The organism is Kineosporia rhizophila, from assembly GCF_021277265.1.
In the GTDB taxonomy this organism is placed as follows: Bacteria; Actinomycetota; Actinomycetes; order Actinomycetales; family Kineosporiaceae; genus Kineosporia; species Kineosporia rhizophila.
Genome location: NZ_JAJSOH010000007.1, coordinates 159,280 through 180,368, shown reverse-complemented (window position 1 = coordinate 180,368; position 21,089 = coordinate 159,280). Strand labels below are relative to the sequence as shown.

At 70.5% G+C, this 21,089-nt stretch carries 15 protein-coding genes; 10 read left to right on the top strand and 5 right to left on the bottom strand.

Annotated elements, in window-relative coordinates; genetic code table 11:
- Positions 1 to 13: 13 nt before the first annotated feature.
- Positions 14 to 1,228, top strand: coding sequence for a zinc metallochaperone AztD (aztD, locus tag LWF15_RS13205; protein WP_232810891.1), 1,215 nt, complete (start codon positions 14 to 16; stop codon positions 1,226 to 1,228).
- 47 nt (positions 1,229 to 1,275) lie between these two features.
- Here the strand turns inward: aztD and LWF15_RS13200 are convergent, their stop codons facing one another.
- The 3 genes from LWF15_RS13200 to LWF15_RS13190 all read right to left on the bottom strand — a co-directional run bounded on the left by LWF15_RS13200 (position 1,276) and on the right by LWF15_RS13190 (position 4,780).
- Positions 1,276 to 2,361, bottom strand: coding sequence for a class II histone deacetylase (locus LWF15_RS13200; protein WP_232810889.1), 1,086 nt, complete (start codon positions 2,359 to 2,361; stop codon positions 1,276 to 1,278).
- Positions 2,362 to 2,401: 40 nt separating this feature from the next.
- Positions 2,402 to 3,718 carry a Na+/H+ antiporter NhaA gene (gene nhaA, locus LWF15_RS13195; RefSeq protein ID WP_232810888.1) on the bottom strand — a complete coding sequence of 439 codons (1,317 nt, stop codon included), beginning with the start codon at positions 3,716 to 3,718 and terminating at the stop codon, positions 2,402 to 2,404.
- Positions 3,719 to 3,799: 81 nt separating this feature from the next.
- The gene (locus tag LWF15_RS13190) at positions 3,800 to 4,780 is read right to left on the bottom strand and encodes a LysR family transcriptional regulator (RefSeq protein WP_232810887.1); all 981 of its coding nucleotides are present in this window, start codon (positions 4,778 to 4,780) and stop codon (positions 3,800 to 3,802) included.
- Between the two features lie 133 nt (positions 4,781 to 4,913).
- Between LWF15_RS13190 and LWF15_RS13185 the strand changes: the two genes are divergently transcribed.
- The 4 genes from LWF15_RS13185 (at position 4,914) to LWF15_RS13170 (ending at position 10,435) form a co-directional block, all read left to right on the top strand.
- Positions 4,914 to 7,754, top strand: a complete 2,841-nt coding sequence (locus LWF15_RS13185) for a glycosyl hydrolase (protein WP_232810885.1) — start codon at positions 4,914 to 4,916, stop codon at positions 7,752 to 7,754.
- A 70-nt stretch (positions 7,755 to 7,824) separates the two neighbouring features.
- Entirely contained in the window at positions 7,825 to 8,304 is a 480-nt protein-coding gene (locus tag LWF15_RS13180; protein WP_232810883.1) for a hypothetical protein, read from the top strand.
- Positions 8,301 to 8,936, top strand: coding sequence for a LysE family translocator (locus LWF15_RS13175; RefSeq protein ID WP_232810881.1), 636 nt, complete (start codon positions 8,301 to 8,303; stop codon positions 8,934 to 8,936). The genes LWF15_RS13180 and LWF15_RS13175 overlap by 4 nt, the downstream gene beginning before the upstream one ends.
- A gap of 86 nt (positions 8,937 to 9,022) precedes the next feature.
- Complete coding sequence (locus tag LWF15_RS13170; protein ID WP_232810879.1) at positions 9,023 to 10,435, top strand: sugar porter family MFS transporter; 1,413 nt, start codon at positions 9,023 to 9,025, stop codon at positions 10,433 to 10,435.
- A 3-nt stretch (positions 10,436 to 10,438) separates the two neighbouring features.
- On the opposite strand, the gene LWF15_RS13165 is transcribed toward LWF15_RS13170, so the two are convergent.
- Positions 10,439 to 11,125 (bottom strand): GOLPH3/VPS74 family protein, encoded by a 687-nt coding sequence (locus LWF15_RS13165; protein WP_232810875.1) that lies wholly within the window; start codon positions 11,123 to 11,125, stop codon positions 10,439 to 10,441.
- Between the two features lie 733 nt (positions 11,126 to 11,858).
- Here LWF15_RS13165 and LWF15_RS13160 point away from each other — a divergent pair.
- The 5 genes from LWF15_RS13160 to LWF15_RS13140 all read left to right on the top strand — a co-directional run bounded on the left by LWF15_RS13160 (position 11,859) and on the right by LWF15_RS13140 (position 19,125).
- Positions 11,859 to 13,391 (top strand): sugar ABC transporter ATP-binding protein, encoded by a 1,533-nt coding sequence (locus LWF15_RS13160; protein ID WP_232810874.1) that lies wholly within the window; start codon positions 11,859 to 11,861, stop codon positions 13,389 to 13,391.
- The gene (locus LWF15_RS13155; protein WP_232810872.1) at positions 13,388 to 14,449 is read left to right on the top strand and encodes an ABC transporter permease; all 1,062 of its coding nucleotides are present in this window, start codon (positions 13,388 to 13,390) and stop codon (positions 14,447 to 14,449) included. The genes LWF15_RS13160 and LWF15_RS13155 overlap by 4 nt, the downstream gene beginning before the upstream one ends.
- Entirely contained in the window at positions 14,446 to 15,528 is a 1,083-nt protein-coding gene (locus LWF15_RS13150; protein ID WP_232810870.1) for an ABC transporter permease, read from the top strand. Before LWF15_RS13155 ends, LWF15_RS13150 begins: the two co-directional genes overlap by 4 nt.
- 19 nt (positions 15,529 to 15,547) lie before the next feature.
- Positions 15,548 to 16,594, top strand: a complete 1,047-nt coding sequence (gene rhaS / locus LWF15_RS13145; RefSeq protein WP_232810868.1) for a rhamnose ABC transporter substrate-binding protein — start codon at positions 15,548 to 15,550, stop codon at positions 16,592 to 16,594.
- A gap of 155 nt (positions 16,595 to 16,749) precedes the next feature.
- A complete protein-coding gene (locus LWF15_RS13140) occupies positions 16,750 to 19,125 on the top strand; it encodes an alpha/beta hydrolase (protein ID WP_232810866.1) in 2,376 nt (791 codons plus the stop codon).
- On the opposite strand, the gene LWF15_RS13135 is transcribed toward LWF15_RS13140, so the two are convergent.
- Positions 19,104 to 20,924: an ABC transporter ATP-binding protein gene (locus tag LWF15_RS13135; protein WP_232810865.1), complete on the bottom strand. Its 1,821-nt coding sequence runs from the start codon at positions 20,922 to 20,924 to the stop codon at positions 19,104 to 19,106. The genes LWF15_RS13140 and LWF15_RS13135 overlap by 22 nt on opposite strands.
- Positions 20,925 to 21,089: the final 165 nt, after the last annotated feature.

Here is a 21,089-nt window from a genome sequence, read left to right as displayed (position 1 = left end):
AAGAAGATTCACGATGACTGCGCCCCGCAAACTGCGTCTCGGCGGCCTGGCCGCCCTGGTCGGCCTCACCCTGATCGCCACCGGCTGCGGCTCGGACGACTCGTCCGTCTCCGCCGCCGCGGAGACCTCACCGGCAAAGACCACGGGCACCGAAAAGGGACGGGTGGCCGTCTCGTACGAGGGTGGCATCGCCGTTCTCGACGCGACGTCGCTCGAGATCGTCGAGCAGTTCGAGACCGAGGAGTTCACCCGGCTGAACGCCGCCGGTGACGGCAAGCACGTCTTCGTCACCACCTCCAAGGGTTTCCAGCTGCTCGACACCGTCACCCCGGCGCTGACCGGCCTGACCTCCGAGGCCACCACGGCCGGCCACGTGGTGCGCCACGCCGGCAACACGGTGCTGTTCGACGACGGCACCGGCAAGACGTCGATCCTGAAGACCGACGAACTGGCCGCGGCCACCGACGCGTTGCCCGAGGCGCAGACCTACACAGCCGAGAAGCCGCACCACGGCGTCTCGATCGTGTTGGAAGACGGCACCCTGGTCACCACCGTCGGCGACGAGACCACGCGCACCGGCGCCGTCGCTCTCGAGGCCGACGGCGAGAACTGGAAAGAACTGGCCACCAGCGCCGAGTGCCCAGGCATCCACGGCGAGGGCACCGCGGCCGACGAGGCCGTGATCTTCGGCTGCGAGAACGGCGCCCTGCTGTTCCAGGACGGCAAGTTCGAGAAGTTCACCGCCCCCGACGAGTTCGGCCGGATGGGCAACGCCTTCGTCTCCGAGACCAGCCCGGTCGTGGTCGGCGACTACAAGGACGACCCGGACGCCGAGGGCTACCTGCTGAACTCGGTGGCGCTGATCGACACCGAGAAGCGCGACTACAAGGTCGTCGAGCTCCCGGAGAACGTGCAGTACACCTTCCGCGACGTGGCGCGCGGCCCGGGCGATCTGGCCTACATCCTGTCCACCGACGGCTCGATCCACGTGCTCGACCCGGAGACCGGCAAGATCGAGAAGGAGTTCCCGGTCGTCGACGCCTGGGAGGGCCCGGTGGAGTGGCAGGACGCGCACCCGGCGATCATCGCCAACGGTGACGTCGCCTACGTCACCGAGCCGGCCAAGAAGACGGTGCACGCGGTCGACCTGAACACCGGCGAGACCACCGCCTCGGTCACGCTGGAGGGCACCCCGAACGAGATCGCCGCCACCCTCGGCGCACACTGATCCGAGCCGAGAGGCCGCACCGCCCCTCGGGCGGTGCGGCCTCTCGGTCACAGACCCACGGACTGTGCCGCCGCATCGACCGCGGCCCGCTGGTGCGGCTGCAGGGCCTGCCCGCCGAACCCGCCGACCAGCTGAAGATAGGGGTCGGCGAGAGTGGTCCGGCCGGAGAGCTGCTCAAGGATGGCCAACCCGCAGAACGGCACGTAACCCGCCGCGTAGCCACCCTCGTGGACCATCGCGATCCGCCCTTCGCACAGCTGCTCCGCCACCTGCATGAGGGTGCTGGTCAGCTGACGGAAGCCAGCCGACGAGAGCATCTGACGGGCCAGTGGATCCATGGCGTTGGCGTCCAGACCGGAGGCCACCACGATGAGTTCGGGCCCGAACCGCTGCAGCGCGGGCATCACCGCCCGTTCCATGGCGTAGGCGTACCCGCCGTCTCCGGTACCGGCCGGCAGCGGGACGTTGAGGATGCCCTCGGCGTTCTCGGCCAGGGATCCGCTGCCGGGCGGGAACACGTTGTCCTGGTGAAGCGAGATGGTCAGCACGTCGGGGTCGGCCGCGAACATGTGCTGAGCCCCGTTACCGTGGTGGGCGTCCCAGTCCACCACGGCGATCCGCGAGACCGCCCGGGTGCGCCTGACCTCGGTGATCGCGATCGCGATGTTGTTCAGATAGGCCATGCCCATCCCGGCGCCGGGCAGCGCGTGGTGACCCGAAGGCCGCACCAGCGCATACCCGTTCGTGACCCGCCCGGTGACCACCGCGTCCACTGTCGTGATCGCTGCCCCGGCCGCGCGCAGGAGGATGTCGAAGCCGCCCTTGCCCAGCGGCGAGATGCCGTCTCCGGCGTCGCCACCCGTGCCCGCACTGGCCGAGCGTAACCGCTCGAGGTAGGCCGGCTCGTGCACCCGCTCCACCTGAGCGAGGTCTGCGGGTTCGGAGGGCAGCCGGTGCAGATGGTCCACCAGGCCCGACACGACGATCAGCTCGTGGATGCGGCGTTTGGTGTCCGGCGAGTCGAGGTGCCCGAACGGCTGCAGGCCGGCTCCGGGGTCGGAGGGCAGCAGGGGTGCCGCGGTTCCGGTGTCGTGCCAGGCGAAGGCCTCGTGGTACAGGTACCCCGTGGTCATGCGTACGAACCTCCCAGAGGACGGCGCGGACAGGTAGCGCTCAGGACGGGTCGTCCTGGAACACGTCCGGCACGCCGTCCTGGTTCACGTCCACCCTCTCCTGTTCCGCCAGGCGGCGGTAGGTGCGGTTACGCAGCCGCAGCACCACCGCGGCGAGACCGGCGGCGATCAGCGAACCGGTGAGCACCCCGACCTTCACGTGCTCGTCCCGCACCGAACCGGCCCCGAACGCCAGCTCCCCGATCAGCAGCGACACGGTGAACCCGATGCCGCCCAGCAGGCACATCCCGAACACGTCCCACCAGGACAGGCTCTGGTCCAGTTCGGCCCGGGTGAACCGGGAGACGAGCGCGGTCGCGGCCAGGATGCCGACCGCCTTGCCCACGACCAGGCCGACGATGATGCCCAGGGCCACCCGGTCCTGCAGTGAGGTGGCCAGCCCGTCGAGCCCGCCCACGGTGACGCCGGCCGAGAAGAACGCGAACATCGGCACCGCGAACCCGGCCGAGAGCGGGCGCCACCGGTGCTCGAAGTGCTCGGCCAGCCCCGGCCCGGCCTCCGGGCCACCCTCGGCCGGCGACCGCAGCACCGGCACGGTGAAGCCGAGCAGCACCCCGGCGACCGTGGCGTGGATACCCGAGGCGTGCATCAGGGCCCAGGCCAGCACGGCCAGCGGGACCAGCAGCCAGCCGGAGCGCACACGCCGCTGCACCAGGGCCCCGAACACCGCAATCGCCCCGACGGAACCCAGCAGCGGCAGAACGGACAGGCCGCTGGTGTAGAAGAGCGCGATGACCACGATCGCCAGCAGGTCGTCGACCACCGCCAGGGTGAGCAGGAACGTCCTGAGCGCGGCCGGAAGATGGGTGCCGAGCACGGCCAGGACGGCCACCGCGAAGGCGATGTCGGTGGCGGTCGGGATGGCCCAGCCCTGCAGCGCACCGTCTCCGGTACCCAGATTGATCGCCACGAAGATCAGGGCCGGCACCACCATGCCCCCGACCGCGGCCACCACCGGCACCAGCGCCCGGCGCGGGTCCCGCAGGTCCCCGGCCACGAACTCCCGTTTGAGTTCCAGGCCGGCCAGGAAGAAGAAGATCGCCAGCAGACCGTCGGCGGCCCACTGGCCGAGGGAGAGGTCCAGGTGCAGGGCGTGCGGCCCGACCACCGTGTCGCGCAGCCCGGTGTAGGCCGCCGACCACGGAGAATTGGCCCAGACCAGGGCAATCACGGTGGCCACGAGCAGGAGGGCGCCGCCCACCGTCTCTTTGCGCAGCACCTGGGTGACGCGCTGGGTCTCGGGCCAGGAGCCCCGGCTGAACAGGCGGCGGGGCGGGACCGGAGAGCTGGTGTTCACGGGGATCTTCTTTCTGGTCGGGCGAATCAGGGGTCCCCGAAGGAACCGCCGACCAGACTTCCCGGCACACCAGGGGTCAATTTATCCGCTCGCCAGGTCTTCGGCAACAGCGGCCGCACCGGACCGGCGAAGCTCGGCCGTCACCTCGAGCACCTGGGCTCGGAACCACGCGTGCCCGGCGTCCCGCTCCCGGGAGGCGTGCCACCACATCGCCATCCGGGTGTTCATCGGACCACCCCACGGCGTGAGCACGCGGGCACCGCCCAGCGCGCCGAGACGCTCGGCGATGCGTCGTGGGATCAGCGCGACGTGCTGGGCGGAGCCGGCGAGAAGCATCGGCACCACGGCGTAACTGGGCAGCACGACCCGCACCCGGGGCTGGATGCCCCTGGCCTCCAGGGACGCGATCACCGAGGGGGCGTGGAACGAGCTGATCCAGTGCATCTCGCCGAGTCGCTGCGGCGTAGCATCTTCTGAGCTCAAGAACGTGTCATTGCCTGCCACGAGGACGATTTCGTCTTCCCAGAGATCGACTGCCGGATGCCCGGCCAGCTGCCCTCGGGGCATCAGGAGCACGTCGACGGCCCGCAGCGTGGCGTCGACGTCGTGCAGCGCGGCGTCGGTCAGCGCCACCAGCTCCAGGCCGAGGCCCGGAGTGTGCCCCAGCCGTGGGAGCAGCCGCTCGCCCAGCAGCACCATGGCTTCGTCGGCAGCCATCACGGTGAACACCCGGCGCGAGGTGGAAGGATGGAAAGTGCTGGCCAGAAGCACGGATTCGACAGCGGCCAAGGCCTCCTCCACTGCCGGCCGCAGGCCTGCGGCCAAGGGTGACAGCTCGTAGGCGGTGCCGTTGCGCACCAGCAGCGGATCGCCGAAGTGGGCCCGCAGACGACGCAGGGCCGCGCTGGCCCCGGACTGCCCCAGGGAGAGACGGGCCGCGGCCTGGGTGACGCTGCGCTCGCGCAGTAGGGCCCGCAGGGCGGTGAGCAGGTTGAGGTCGAGCGCGGCCAGTGCGTCGGGGCTTTCATCGCTGCCGGTGATGCCGCCATGCCCGGAATTCATGCCTTCTCCGTCCTTGCCGCATCGTCGCGGGCCCGCCTAACGTGCCTGCACCGGGCCCGCTTCCGCAAGAGGCCAGGAACGCCCTCGCACCCTATATGAAACGATTCACCCATCGTCTCTGGAGGATCCTCCGATGAGAGCGCGACAAAGACGTCAAGCGCCCGCCCGCCGCCGACTGGGCACGGCCGGTGCCCTGACGGCCAGCACGACCCTGGCGCTCGCCCTGTTCGGCCTTCCGGCCGAGGCCGCCGACCATCGTTCCCCCGCACATGATTTCGTGGCGGGCTTCAAGGCCGCCGACTCCTCCTACGGGGCGATGTTCCGCTGGTGGTGGCCCTCCTCGGTAGAGGCCTCGACCGCGGTCGAGCAACTGCGCGAGGTGGCCGAGGCCGGCTACAAGGGCGTCGAGATCGCCATGGTGATGGACGGCACCGACTACGTGGTCGACCCGGGTGAGCACGAGTACGGCGACGCGAACTGGCGGGCCGCCGTCCAGGCCGTGCTGACCGAGGCCCAGCGCCTCGACGTGCAGGTCGACCTCACCCTGGGCAGCCGCTGGCCGGCCGCGGTTCCCGGTCTGGACGTCTCCGACGACGCGGCCAGCCAGGAACTGGTCACCGGCAGCGCCGTGGTCGCGGCCGGCCAGGCCTACCGCACCGACCTGCCCCGACCCGCCGCCCGCACCTACGCCGAGCGCAGGGTCGAGAACGGCAAGGTCGTCACCACGACCAAGACCTCGGTGCCCACCTACGTCACGGCCACGGCCACCCGATGTGTCGCGTCCTGCACCGAGAAACAGCCCCAGCTGGACCTGACCACCGTCACCGACCTCAGCGGCTCGGTGAAGGCGGGCAAGGTCTCCTGGACCGCGCCGAAGTCCGGTACCTGGATGGTGACGAGCTACTGGAAGCGCGGTACCGCCCAGCGCAACGACGCCCCCTTCGGTGAGACCGTCTCGCCGCTGTCCGAGCCCGAGTCCCGGGTGGTCAACCACCTCGACAAGGCCGGCGCCGAGCAGTTCATCGCCTACTTCGACGGCCTGCTCGACCAGCGCACCCGCCAGCTCCTGAAGGCCAACGGCGGATCGATCTTCGAAGACTCCCTCGAGCTCAGCGGCGCCCAGTTGTGGACCCGCGACTTCCGCTCCGCCTTCCGCCGGGTCAGCGGCTACTCGCTGGACCCGTACCTGCCGGTGCTGGCCCGCACCGCCCCGGCCAGCCCGTTCGCCGCCCCCACCCCGGTGTACAGCTTCGCCGAGGGCCAGGACCAGGTCGGTGAGCGGCTGCAGCACGACATCGACGCCACCATCAGCGAGCTCTACCTGGGCAACCACGTCACCCCGATCCAGGCGTGGGCCAACCGGCTCGGCCTGAAGTTCCGGGCCCAGCCCTACGGTGAGCCGATCGACCTGGGCGACGCCGCCCAGAAGCTCGACATCACCGAGTGCGAGTCGCTGGGGTGCTCGGAGTCGCGGATGCGCACCTCGGCCAGCAGTGTCGCCCTGGCCGGGAAACGCGTGGTCAGCAGCGAGATGCTGCCCGGTGGCTTCGGCAACCTCTACGGACTCACCCAGGCCCAGATCGTCGCCCTGGCCAACCGCGAGTACGCGCTGGGCACCAACCAGATGGTGTTCCACGGCCTGCCCTACCCCACGATGCCGCCCAGCGCCGACGGTACGATCACCGACTCCGCCGCCTACTGGCCGGGTTTCCACGGTTTCGGCAGCAACATCGGTGAGGCGTTCGGCCCCCGTCAGCCCTCCTGGACGATGGAGAAGGAGCTCGCCGCCTACTACTCGCGCATGCAGCAGGTGCTGCAGACCGGCCGGGCCCGCTACGACATCGCCGTGCTGAACCAGACGTTCGGCGCCGACGAGCCCAGCCACGACGGCTCGTTCCTGGTCAAGGCCGGGTACACCTACGGCTACGTGACCCCCGGCGCCCTGGACCAACTGTCGGCCTCCGACGGCTACCGGGCCCTGGTGCTCGACGACTCGCCGATGTCGCTGGAGACCGCCGGCCAGGTGGCCCGGCTGGTCCGCTCCGGCCTGCCGGTGTTCTTCGTGGGCGGCACGCCCGAGCACACCATCGGCTACGCCGCCTCGGCCGCGAAGGCGGCGAAGGACGACGCGGCTCTGCAAGCGGTGTTCGAGCGACTGGGCAACCGGGTGACGGTCGTCGCCGACGACGCCGCGGTGACCGCCGGACTGGCCGAGCAGAAGGTCAGGCCCTCCGCCGACATCGCCGACCGGGCCGTCCACTCGGTCCTGCGCGCCGAGAAGGGCGTCAGCTACTACGTTCTGGTGAACACCGGCGACAAGGACGTCGAGACCACCGCCGATCTCGCCGGAACCGGCTCCCGCCGCTACGTCCTCGACCCCTGGACCGGTGAGGTCACGGCCGCGGGGAAGAAGATCGCACTCGACGCCGGAGCCGCCACCATCATCGTCCTCGCCGACCGCGACTGGGCCACCACTCGTCCTCAATCGACCCAGACCGAGGGCTCCGGGACCGAACTCGCGGACTGGACGCTCACCCTGGACGAATGGCTCCCCGGTGAGAGCGGCGACTCCTCAGCCACCACCCGCCACCGGGAACACATCATCAAGAACGTGCCCCTGGTTTCGTGGACCCAGATCCCGGAGATCAAGGACGCCGTCGGCGTCGGCTCCTACACCACCACCTTCACCGCTCCCTCCACCGGAAAGGCCGATGGAGCCGTCCTCGATCTCGGCGCCGTCGCCGGCTCGTACCAGGTGTTCGTCAACGGGAAGCAGGCTCAGCCGGCCGACCAGCTGAGCTCCCGGATCGACCTCGGCAACGCCGTCCGTCCGGGTCAGAACACGCTGACCGTCAAGGTCGCCGTGCCGTTGCTCAACCAGCTGCGCGTGCACCGGCCGAAGGAGTTCGGCGAGCGCAAGCCCACCACCAACGGCCTCCTCGGGCCGGTGACGCTCCGCACCACCTCCTCCTGATCCACCGACTGCGGGCAGGTCCCCGGCGCCATCGGCCGGGGACCTGCCTGCAGGTTTGCCGGAACTCGGAATGCCCGTTTGGGTATGGGAGGGCAGATCCTCTGCCGACGAGTCCGAGGAGGACCACGACGTGACGTTCCGGGTGAGGCCGAGGCAGTCCAGGACGGCGGTGGCGATCGCCCTGGCCGCCCTGCTCGTGACCGGGTGCAGCGGCGAGAAGGAGGAGTCGGCCGCTCCGGCCCCCTCGGCCGGTGCGCCGAGCCCGGCCGCCGACCGGGCCCAGCTCGAACAGGCCGGCGAACAGGCCGGGGCCGAGGGCTTCGGCGCGCTGCTGTGCGAGTCGGTGCAGAGCGCGGTGCAGGCCGGCCAGGCCACCGGCGATGCGCTGAGCCCGGTGCTGAACAGCATCCTCACCGGCGCCGAGCGCAGCAGCGACAGCGTGAAGGACGCCGACATCGACGCGACCATGACCGCGCAGTGCCCGAAGGTCCGTACCGACGCCCTGGCCACGGCCGAGGTGGATAGCCTGAAAGACCTTGTGAACAGGTGAGTATCAACTGGCTCGCCTTCCTGCCCACGGTCCTGCTGATCTCCCTGATCCCGGGGGCCAGTCAGCTGCTCGGGCTGCGTAACGCACTGCGGCACGGGGCGACTCCCGCAGCCGCGGGTCTGGCCTCCCGCCTGACCGCGTTCGGGTTGCTCATCGCCCTCGTGGCCGCGGGTTTCGGGGCGGCGGTGGCCGCCTCGGCCACCGCGCTGGAGACGATCAAGTGGGTCGGCGTGGTCTATCTGGCCTGGCTCGGGGTGACGTCGCTGTGGCAGGCGCGGCGTGGTGGCGGGGCCACCGAGTTCGGCGCGCCCCGACCGGTCCCCAGCGGGTGGCGGCCGGTGGTCACCGGCGAGTTCCTGGTCGCCCTGACCAATCCCAAGGCGCTGCTGCTGTTCGCGGCGCTCCTGCCGCAGTTCACCGGCGGTCAGGCCGACCGCGCCCCGCTGCAGCTGGGCCTGCTCGGCCTGGCCTATCTGGTCATCGAGGGCCTGGTCGGGCTGCTGTACATCCTGGCCGGGCGAAGGCTTCGGGGCGGCGGCATCTCGGCCCGGGTCCAGCGCCGGGTGGACGCCGGCTCCGGGGTGCTCTTCCTGGGCCTGTCCGGGCTGCTCGCGGCCGAGGACGTGGCCTGAGCGGGGACACCTCACATTGCCCGGTATGCGCCGCGGCGTGAACATTGCCCGATCGGATGGGGTTCACGTCACCCGGAGGCGCGAAGATGAGCCAGGCGCACGAGAACCGGACCACGAGCACCGAGGCACCCGAGCGGCTCACCGGATCGGTGGTCGTGGTCGCCCTGGTGTCGGCCGTCTCCGGCCTGCTCTACGGCTACGACACCGGCATCATCTCCGGGGCCCTGCTGCAGATCGGTGAGGACTTCGACATCGGCTCCGGCTGGGAGCAGGTGATCGCCGCGTCGATCCTGGTGGGCGCGGTGATCGGCGCGCTGAGCTGCAGCTGGCTGGCCGAGCGGCGCGGTCGCCGGGGCACCCTGCTGCTGGTCGGCGTCGTGTTCGTGGTGGGGGCGGTGGCCGCATCTCTGGCCCCCACCCCGTTCCTGCTCTCGATCAGCCGTCTGGTGCTGGGTTTCGCGGTCGGCGGGGCCACCCAGACCGCCCCGGTCTACGTGGCCGAACTGGCCCCCACCGCCTACCGCGGGCGGCTGGTGCTGTTCTTCCAGATCGCCATCGGCGTGGGCATCGTGATCGCCACCGTGGTCGGGGCCAGCGAGAGCGTGCCGTGGCGGCTGTCCATCGGGGTCGCGGCCGTCCCGGCGGCCCTGATGTTCCTGCTCATGCTCCGCCTGCCGGAGAGCCCGCGCTGGCTGTTGCGCAGCGGCGACGCCGATGCGGCCCGGGCCGCGCTGGCCAGTGTCCGGCCCCCGGAACGCGATCTGGAGCGTGAGTTCGGCGAGATCCGCGAGAACGTGGAGGCGGAACGGGAGGCCGGCACCCGCGGCTGGTCGGGCCTGCGGGCGGCCTGGGTGCGACCGGCCCTGGTGGTCGGGTGCGGGCTGGCGGTGTTCACCCAGCTGTCCGGGATCGAGATGATCGTCTACTACTCCCCCACGATCCTGACCGACAACGGCTTCTCCGACTCCACCGCCCTGCGCGTCTCGGTCGCCCTGGGCCTGACCTACCTGATCGCCCAGCTGATCGGCCTGGCCGTCATCGACCGGGTGGGCCGTCGCCGCCTCACCCTGATCACCCTGCCCGGGGCCGCGGCCGCCCTGTTCGTGCTCGGCGCCTTCTTCGCCACCGGCAACGACGGCAAGTCGATGATCCCGTGGATCGTCGGCACCCTGATCACCTTCATGGCCTTCACCGCCGGCGGCATCCAGCTGATGGGCTGGCTCACCGGCTCGGAGATCTACCCGCTGGCCACCCGGGCGGCCGGGGCCGCGGCCCAGTCGGCCGCCCTCTGGGGCACCAACGTCCTGATCACCCTGACCCTGCTCAGCATCATGCGCACGATCGGCACCGGGCCCACCTTCTGGATGTACGGCCTGTTCAACGTGGCCGCCTTCGTCTTCCTCTACCGCACCATGCCGGAGATGACCGGTCACAGCCTGGAGGAGATCGAGACCCGGCTGGAGGAGGGCCGGTTCACTCCAGCCGGTTTCGCCCGGTAGGACCTACGAACCGGGCGCCACGACAGCGACGAAGACACTGCTCGCGCTGATCCCGGCCACCGTGCGGCGTACCGCCTCACCGGCGGCTGCGGCCCCCCACTCGCCCTTCTGCAGCTCCTCCCCGCGCCGGTAGACCGGGCCGGACCACGGGATGTCCCGGTTCAGCTCGGGCAGGCTGCCACTGGCGAACAACAGGGCCCCCAGCGCGGCGGTACGGGTGTCCGGCTCGGCCCCGTCGACCAGGGCGGCCCGGACCGGGGCGAGCACGGCGGCCCGGCGCGCGGTGGGCCCTTCGGTGAGCGACGAGGTGGGCAGGATGCCCAGCACCCGGCGGCGCTCGCGGGTGATGTCACCGCGCTCGAGGACCCGCTCGAGGACCTGGCTGCGCAGGCCGGGCCCGAACTCGTTGATCAGCAGATGGACGTCGGTGGGCCGGTCGGCGACACGGTCCCACACCGGGCGCAGCAGCGGGTCGGCCGGCGGCTCGTCGCCGGCCGGGTGCACCTGCTGCCCCTTGAGCGTGGTCCGCCCGTCGATCTCGATCCGCTCCTGAACGGCGAGATCCACCAGCACTGCCCCGGCGAGCACGTGGAACAGCTTCTGCCCCTCCCCGGCGAAGGTGCCCGAGCGAGGGTCGAACAGCAGGAGCAACAGGTCCTCGGCGAGCGCGGGCGAAGTGGGCAGGCTCATCCGGTCGACCTCCGGTAGGCGGGACAACGTGGTCAAATCTGCCGGATGTGCCGCCGTCCGCACGTCCACAGACCGACAACTGATCGTTTAGCCTGCTGATCGGGAAAACTTTGGAAAACCGACTGCCGGAGGAGCCGCGCCAAACCGTTGCCAGCGCCGTCAGCCCGCCTATAAGCTGGCCAAAGTTACCCTGAAACGTTTCACCCGCTGGGCTCAAAGGAGAGTCGCGTGCAACCTGTTCAGTCCTCGCGCCCGGCCCCGCCCAGCGCGTCCGGTCACTGCTCCACCTCAGGCACCCTGCCACCCACCGGTGGCCCGCCCGAGCAGCAGTACCTTCCCCTCCCCCGCCGGCGAACCACGCTGTCCGCCGGGGAGCCATGCGTACCGGTAAGCCCGACCCGCCGGATTCGCGTAGTTGGCAGAAAGCCGCCGACGTCACGATCAGCCCGACCGGGGCCGACCGGGCGACCCGGGCCACATTCGGGCCCGCTCCCCCTGCACACGCGCGCAGCATAGGCGCGCGCCGCCCGCCGACGGTTGCTATTTCGTGACCGAAACCGTTGTCACACAGCTCTTTTCGCAGTACCGGCGAGGGAACCGCGTGCTATACAACAGATTCGGCGAATCCCGGCCCGCCACCCCCGCCCGCCGAACGATGCAAACCGTTGCTTGACAGCGGTTCACCCCGACCCTACTTTCAGCATTTGAATCCTTTCAACGAGGCAAGGTGCTCATGGACAGCCCATCGCAGGCCGCCCTGCAGTTAACGGAAGTGTCGAAGTCCTTCGGCCCCGTGGTCGCTCTGCGGTCCGGCAGCCTGAAGGTCGACGCCGGCTCGATCCACGCCCTGGTCGGCGAGAACGGCGCCGGCAAGTCCACTCTCGTCAAGATCGTGGCCGGCGTGCACCGCCGCGACGGCGGCGAGTTCCTGCTCGACGGCCGCCCCGCGGACTTCACCTCCACCGCCGAGTCCAAGGCGGCCGGCGTGGCGGTCATCTACCAGGAACCCACCCTGTTCCCCGACCTGTCGGTCACCGAGAACATCTTCATGGGCCGGCAGATCCTCGGCCGGATGCGGCGGATCGACAAGGCCGCGATGTACGCCGAGGCCGAGCGGCTGTTCCGGGGCCTGGGCGTGAACATCGACCCGCGCCGGCCCGCCCTCGGCCTCTCGATCGCCGACCAGCAGATCATCGAGATCGCCAAGGCGATCTCGCTGGACGCCAAGGTCCTGATCATGGACGAGCCGACGGCCGCCCTCTCCGGGGTGGAGGTCGAGCGGCTGTTCACCGTCGCCCGGCAGCTGCGCGACGAGGGCCGGGCCCTGGTGTTCATCTCGCACCGCTTCGACGAGGTGTTCGAGCTGTGCGACACCGTCACGGTGATGCGCGACGGCTCCTACATCGGCACCCGCCCGATCGCGGGGACGACGGTCGCCGAGATGGTCAACCTGATGGTCGGCCGCGAGGTCGCCGAGCTCTTCCCCAAGCAGGAGACCGAGATCGGCGAAGAGGTGCTGAAGGTCGAGAACCTGCAGTCCGCCGGGGTCTTCCACGACATCTCGTTCTCCGTGCGCCGGGGCGAGATCGTCGGCCTGGCCGGCCTGGTCGGGGCCGGGCGCAGCGAGATCGCCCGGGCCGTCTTCGGGGTCGACCGCTACGACAGCGGCACGGTCACGATGAAGGGCGAGGCGGTCGCCCCGAAGAACCCGCGGGCGGCGATCCGCTCCGGCATGGCCTTCATCCCGGAGGACCGCCGCAAGCAGGGCCTGGTCACCGAGGCCTCGGTGGCCGAGAACGTCGCCGGGGTCATCCGGCGCAACCTGGCCAAGGCCGGCCTGCTCACCCGGGCCGCCGAGAACAAGGCCGTCGGCCCCTGGGCCGCCCGCCTCGAGGTCAAGACCAACGCCCTGGACGCCCCCGCCCGCACCATGAGCGGCGGCAACCAGCAGAAGGTGGTCATCGCCAAGTGGCTGGCCACGAATCCCGACCTGCTGATCATCGACGAGCCCACCCGGGGCATCGACGTCGGCACCAAGTCCGAGGTGCACCGGCTGCTCTCCGAGCTGGCCGGGCAGGGCATGGCGATCCTGATGATCTCGTCGGAACTGCCCGAGGTGCTGGGCATGGCCGACCGGGTCCTGGTGATCAGCGAGGGCCGGCTCACCGCCGACCTGCCCCGCACCGAGGCGACCCCCGAACGCGTGATGCACGCCGCCACGTCCGGCGCCACGTCCGATGCCGCCAGCCAGGAGATGGCCTCATGAGCCCCACCACCTCCGAGCACACGGAGACCACGACGCTGCTCGTGGAGCCCAGCTCGATGTCCCACCGGGACCGGCTGATCCGCACGATCCTGCGCTCCCGGGAACTGTCGGTCGCGATCGTCCTGCTGCTGGTCGTCGCCGCTGCGGCGATCAAGAGCCCGGACTTCGTGTTCAGCTCCACCGGCTGGCGCGACCTGCTGCTGACCCCGTCGATCATGCTGCTGCTGGCGGCCGGGCAGACGGTCGTCATCATCACCCGCAACGTCGACCTGTCGGTCGGCTCGATCCTGGGCCTGACCGCCTGGCTGACCGGTGACCTGTTCATGTCCTACCCGGGCATGTCACCGGTGCTGGCCTTCCTGGTCGGCACCGCCGCCGGCGCCGGCCTGGGCCTGGTCAACGGCGTGCTGGTGGGCTACGGCAAGGTGCCCGCCCTGGTGATCACCCTGGGCACCCAGTACATCTTCCGCGGAATCGTGCTCACCTGGGCCGGTTCCAAGCTGATCAGCGCCTCGCAGATGCCCAAGGGCTTCCTCGACCTGGGCACGGCCCAGATCCTCACCATCCCGGTGCTGTTCATCGTGGCCATGGTGATCGTGGTGGCGGTGGGCTACTACCTGCAGACCGCCAAGTCCGGCCGCGAGCTCTACGCGGTCGGTTCCGACCCCGAGGCCGCGGTCCTCTACGGTCTGGCCGTGCGCCGCCGGGTGATCGGCGCGTTCGTGCTCAGCGGCGCCCTGGCCGGCCTGGCCGGCGTCATCTTCGCCGCCCGCTACGGCACGGTCAGCTCCAGCGCCGGCACCGGCATCGAGTTCCAGGCCGTGGCCGCCGCGGTGGTCGGCGGCGTGGCCATCTTCGGTGGCTCCGGCACCGCCTGGGGCGCCGGCATCGGCGCGGTGCTGCTGGTGACCATCAACAGCGCCCTGCCCATGGTCGGCATCTCCGAGTTCTGGCAGCAGGCCCTGGTCGGTGCCCTGATCATCGCCGCCATCGTGCTGGACCGGGTGCTCGCGGCCCGGCAGGCGCGCAAACTGATCGAAGCGAGGGACGAGGCATGAGCACCGCAGCTCCGGAAACCGCTCAGCGGACGTACCCCGCCTACTCGCAACCCCTCTGGCGCCGCCTGCTGGCGAGCCGGGAGGCCGCCGTCGTCGCGATGGTGCTGATCGTCTACTTCTACGGCTACAGCAACATCCCGTACTTCGGCGACACCCTGACCCTGACGTACATCCTGATCGACATGACCACCATCCTGCTCATCGCCCTGCCGATGACCCTGGTGATCATCACCGGCGAGATCGACCTGTCGATCGCGTCCGTGGTCGGCCTGTCCAGCGCCGTTCTCGGGCTCCTGGTCCAGGACGGGGCCCCGATGGGCCTGGCGGTGCTCGTCGCCCTGCTCGTCGGGGTGGTGTGCGGGGTGTTCAACGGGTTCCTGGTGGCCTACGTCGGGCTGCCCTCGCTGGCCGTCACGATCGGCACGCTGGCCCTGTACCGTGGCATCGCGGTCGGCCTGCTCGGCACCGAGGCGGTCACCGACTTCCCCGCGAACTGGACCGAGCAGACGTCCAAGGTCCTGGGTTCCACCGGGATCCCCACGTTCATGCTGGTGTTCGCCGTCCTGGCCGCGATCTTCGTGGCGCTGCTGCACTTCTCGCCGTTCGGCCGGGGCATCTACGACATCGGGCTCAGCCCCGAGGCCGCGGAGTTCTCCGGGGTGAACGTGCAGCGCACCAAGCTGATCCTGTTCGTCCTGACCGGTACCGTGGCCGCCCTGGCCGGCATCTTCTTCACCCTGCGCTTCGGCAGCGCCCGCGGCGACAACGCCACCGGGCTGGAACTGCAGGTCATCGCCGCGGTCCTGCTCGGCGGGGTGTCGATCTTCGGCGGCCGGGGCAAGCTGGCCGGCGTGATCGCCGGGGTGCTCCTGATCGGCGTCATCTCCAGCGCCCTGCGCCTGGAGGGCATCACCGTGAACGTCATCAACATCATCATCGGGCTGCTGCTCGTGCTGTCCGTGCTCTCCCCCAGTCTCCTGGCGTGGGTCTCCTCCGTGAGCAACCAGCGTTCCAGGCGCAACAGCTCCACCGGTCCCTCCCCTGCTCCCGCTTCACCCGCTTCACCCAATTCACACTGACGTGAAAGGAACCACCACCATGAGCACCCTCACCCGTCGTAGCACCCTGCTCGGTGCGATCGGCCTCACCTTCGCCATCGCGGTCACCGGCTGCGGCAAGGCCGACACCGGCGAGAGCGATTCCGGCAGCGGCGGTTCCGGCTCCGGCGAGAAGGCGCTGAACATCGTCTTCCTGCCGAAGAACCTGGGCAACCCGTACTTCGACGCCAGCGACGCCGGCGGCAAGGCCGCGGTCGAGGCCCTGGGCGGCAAGTTCTCCGAGGTCGGCCCGCAGACCGCCAGCCCGGACGCGCAGGTGCAGTACATCAACACCGCCGCGCAGCAGAAGGCCAGCGCGATCGTGATCTCGGCGAACGACCCGAAGGCGGTGGGCTCGGCGCTGACCCAGGCCCGCGACGGCGGCACCAAGGTCGTCACCTTCGACTCCGACACCGAGCCGCAGTACCGCGACCTGTTCATCAACCAGGCCTCGCCCGAGGGCATCGCCAAGGCCCAGGTCGACGGTCTGGCCGAGCAGATCGGCGACAAGGGTGAGATCGCGATCCTGTCGGCGGCGGCCAACGCCACCAACCAGAACGCCTGGATCAAGCTCATGGAGGAGGAGCTGAAGGCCAACCACCCCGACATCAAGCTGGTCGACACCGTCTACGGCAACGACGACGACCAGACCTCCTTCGACAAGACCGCGGCCCTGCTGCAGACCCACCCGAACCTGAAGGGCATCATCTCCCCCACCACGGTCGGCATCGCGGCGGCGGCCCGCTACCTGTCCACCTCCGAGGCCAAGGGCAAGGTCGCGCTGACCGGCCTGGGCACGCCGAACCAGATGCGCTCGTTCGTCGAGGACGGCACGGTCACCGAGTTCTACCTGTGGAACCCGACCGACCTGGGCACCCTGGCCGCCTATGCCGCGGCCGCGCTGGCCAACGGCGAGATCACCGGCAAGGAGGGTGACAAGTTCACCGCCGGCGACCTCGGCGAGTACACCGTGGGCGCGAACGGTGAGGTCCTGCTGGGCGAGCCGACCGGCTTCAACAAGGACAACATCGGCGACTTCGACTTCTGATCGTCGTCTGACCACCCCGGCCCGGGACCGTCGGTCCCGGGCCGGGGTATTTTGCGGGCCGTCCCCCGACGGTTGTCCGGAATCCGCCGCTACTGCGCCGAGAACCCTGATATACCGGGCAAAGAGGGGTAGTCGACCGGGCGGGGGCTGGGCGCATGAATTTACGGACGTTCGTGGCGACGATCGCGGTCGCGCTCACGTTGGGCGGGTTGTCGGGTGGGGTGGCCCAGGCCGACCCGACGCCGCCCGGAGTCTCGGCCGCGCCCGAGGTCTCGGGCCGCACGGCCGGGGCCGACTGGTCGGTGACCCGGCGCGGGCAGGGCGACACCTACACAGTGAGACTGCGCCTGGCCCAGCCGGTGGCCATCCGCGCGGCGCTGCCCCAGATCGCCGTGGACGGGCGCGTGGTCGGGGTGGCCGCCCGGGCTGCGGACGGGCACACGCTCACGTTGCGTACCTCGGACGCCCGGGTGGCCAAGGCCCGCAAGGTGCAGCTGGCCTGGAACGGCAAGGTCGCCGGACAGGCTTCCTCCCGCACCTATGGCGCTGCTCCTGAGGCCGAGGCGCCGACCGGCGAGTTGCTCGCTGAAGACCCGGCTGCCCCCGGCCCGTATACGGTCGAGCGGGCCGACTACGACCTGGGCGACAGCGCGGTACGTCTGCCCGGGCTCGGCGGTCAGGCCGTCGAGATGCGGGCCGCCGCCTACCTTCCGAAGGGGGCCGAGGGCGCCCGGCCGGTGGTGATCTTCCTGCACGGCATGCACGGCTGGTGCTACGGCGAGCCGAAGGGCAACCCCGCCTTCACCTGGCCCTGCACCAAGGGCCTGAAGCCGGTGCCGAGCTACCGGGGGTACGACGCGCCGGCCAAGGCCCTGGCCTCCAACGGCTATGCGGTGTTCTCGATCAGCGCCAACGGGATCAACGCGGCCCTGAACGAGTCGGCGCCCGATGCGGGGGCGCAGGCCCGCGGTGATCTCGTGCTGGCCCACCTCGACCGGTTACGACGGTGGACGTCCGACGAGGGCAACGCGTTCAGTGGTCGCCTCGATCTGTCGAACGTCGGGCTGATGGGCCACTCCCGAGGTGGTGAGGGCGTGGTGGCCGCGGCGCTGGCCAACGCGGCCCGGCCCTCGCCCTACGGCATCCGCGCGGTGCTGCCCCTGGCCCCGACCGACTTCACCCGCGCCACCCTGCCCGGCGCGGCGATGGCGGTGATCCTGCCCTACTGCGACGGCGACGTCTCCGACCTGCAGGGGCAGCGTTACTACGACGACACCCGCTACTCGGGGCCGGACGACGTGCTGCGCACGTCCCTGGTGATGATGGGCGCGAACCACAACTTCTTCAACACCGAATGGACGCCCTCCACCTCGAAGGGGGGTGCGGTGGACGACTGGTTCGATCGGGAAGATCCGCTGTGCGGGAGCAAGGCGCCGGGCCGCCTATCGCCCCGGCAGCAGCGCGCCGCCGGTGCGGCCTACATGGCCGGTTTCTTCCGGCTCAACCTGGGCGATGAGCAGCAGTTCCTGCCCCTGTTCGACGGCACGGACGGCCGCGCGAAGTCGGCCGGGCCGGCGGTCGTGCACACCCAGGCCCAGCAGCCCTCCTCGGCCCGCACCGACCTGGCCACCTTCTCCGTGGCCAAGCGGTCGGTCACCACGTCGGGAGCGGCCACCTACTGCACCGGTACCGGCGAAATGCCCGCCGGCTCCAAGAAGACCCCGACCTGCTCGAACGCCAGCGAATACTCCGCCTACCAACCACACTGGGTCTCCGCCTACTTCGCCCCCGACGTCCCCACCACATCCGTGTTGCGCCTGAGGTGGACGTCCAAGACCAAAGCCGACCCCCTCGCGTCCGTGAACACCAAACCGTCAACTGCCCATGAGGCACTCACCTTTCGCGCCGCCACCCAGAGCGGCAAGGCCGACCTCAAGGTCACGGTCAGCGACCGGGACGGCACGAAGGCGACCGTCAACGTGGCCAACTACAGCAACGCCCTGAAACCCTGGCCGAAGCTGCAGGGTTCGGCCCGTGTCGTCATGCGCACCGTGCGCATCCCGCTGGAGGAGTTCGACGGCATCGACCCGGCCGCGATCACCCGGGTCTCCTTCGCCCGGGCCTCCGTGCGCGGCGACGTGGTCCTGTCCGACCTGGCCCTCGACACCCCCACCAGCGTCCTGGGTGGGCCCACCGACCTGCCCTCGGCCAGCGTCGGCGACCAGATCGCCTACGAGTACGACCGCACGCAACGCGTCCGGGTGCCGGTCACCTTGTCCGAGCCGGCGCCGGTGCCGGTGGTCGTGAACATCAACACCGACGTGGCCGACACCGACGCCCGGGTGCCGACCCGGTGGATCAAGGTGGTCGTCCCGGCCGGAAAGACCAGGACGGTGGCCGAGTTCCGGATGCGGGGCAACCAGAAGGGCGAGCCCCTGGCCCGTCTGGACATCACCCTCTCGGCGCCCAAGAACGCCGTGGTGGGCGACGGATGGGGTGTGTTCACCGTCTACGACGACGACGAGGGCTGAGCGGTAGAGCTGGACTCGAGCTGGTCGCCGATCCGCAGGGCGGCGACCAGTTCGGCGTACAGCGGGCTGTCGCGCAGAAGTTCCTCGTGGGTGCCGCGGGCCACCACCCGGGAGGCCTGCATGACCACGATCTGGTCGGCGTCGAGCACGGTCGAAAGGCGGTGGGCGATGGTCACCACCGCCCCTTCCCGGGCCTGCTGGCGCACCGCGTCGTGGATGGCTGCCTCGGTGATCCCGTCGACCTGGGCCGTGGCCTCGTCGAGCAGCAGCACCGCGGGCCGGGCCAGCAGTGCGCGGGCCAGCGCGATCCGCTGCCGCTGACCGCCCGAGACGGTGGAGTCGCCGAGCCGGGTGTCCAGGCCGTCGGGAAGTTCGTCGATCTTGTCCTGCAGGCGAATGCGTTTGAGGACGTCGGTGACCTCCGAGTCGGTGGCGTCCGGGTTCGCGTAGAGCAGGTTCTCGCGGATCGTGCCGGGCACCACCGGAGTCTCCTGCTCGACGTAGGCCAGGTGCCGGCGCACCTCGGCGGGCCGGATCTGCTCGTAGGGAACACCGTTCAGCCGGAGCTGCCCGTGCTCGGGCTCCAGGAAACGCAGGATCAGCGAGAACACCGTGGTCTTGCCTGCACCGGACGGCCCGACCAGGGCGATGTGCCCGCGCGCCGGGATCACCAGGTCGAGCTCTCGCACCGCGGGAGCCACGCCCGGGGCGTAACGAGCCGTCACTCCGGCCAGTTCGACCACCGGGGCCCCTGCGTCCGGGCTCCTGGTCGGCCCGGCCTGCTCGAATTGCTGCTCCACCTCCAGGGACTCCACCTCACTGATCCGCCCGGCCGCGGCGAGCCCGGTCTGCAGCGTGGTGGCGTTCTGGCTGATCTCCATCACCGGGCCGATCAGGCCGAAGGCGTAGAGCAGGAAGGCGATCAGCGTGGGCACGTCCATCGCGCCCTGGTCGACCCGCCAGGCCCCCACGCCGAGGATGACCAGGATCGCCGTCTCCACCCCGGTCCAGGCGATGGTCCAGACCAGCGCCTCCCGCCGCACCGCGGTCAGGCTCTGGATGCGGGCCTGCTGGGCGTGCTCCAGCAGCCGCTGCACCTGACGCGGTTCAGCGCCTGCCGCCTTGACCGTCTTGATCGCCCGCAACGTGCCGTCGAGCTCACCCCCGAGCTCTCCCAGCGCGGCCTGCGACCGCCCCTGGGCCACCCCGATCGCCGGCATCAGCATCACGAACAGCACGGTGACCACCGCGATCGACCCAACGGTGGCCAGGGCCAGCACCAGGTCGAGCACGGCCATCAGCACCAGCGTGCCGATCAGCAGGACGAAGGCGTTGATCAGCCCGATCACACTGGAGGAGGCGGCCTCGCGCAGCAGCACCGAGTCGGAGGTGACCCGGGTGACCAGCTCGCCGCTGGGCCGGGCCAGCAGCGGCAGGACCTTCGCCTGCAGGTAGCGGCGGATCATGCCTTCACGCACGTCGTAGACCACGTGCTCGGCCATCGCGCCCAGCACCCGCCACTGCCACCAGCTCATCCCGGCCCCGACCACGATCAGGGCCAGGAGCAGCAGGATCGGGTCGGCTAGGGACTCGCCGCTGCCCAGGGCCCCGAGCACCTCACGGGTGGCCAGCGGACTGACCAGCCCCGAGGCGGACACCCCGAGCCCCAGCACACCGGCCAGCACGAGGGACCGGGCCTGGGGGCGGGCGTACCGCCAGAGCAGGGCGAACCGGTCCCGCTGCCCAGGCCCGGTGCCGGTGTCGGTGCCGGTGTCCGTGGCAGTGTCGGTGGCGGTCATGACTTTCCCTTCGGTCGGATCACCGGCCGACCGCAGGGCCCGAAGACGGTCAGGTGCCTGCGACTGGGCCGGGCGGGCGCTGGGCTGAACGCTCGGGACCCGCCGATGGTTCGATCACGATCGGGACTGACCGGTGGCGACCCCGGTCATCGGTCCGGCGAAGCA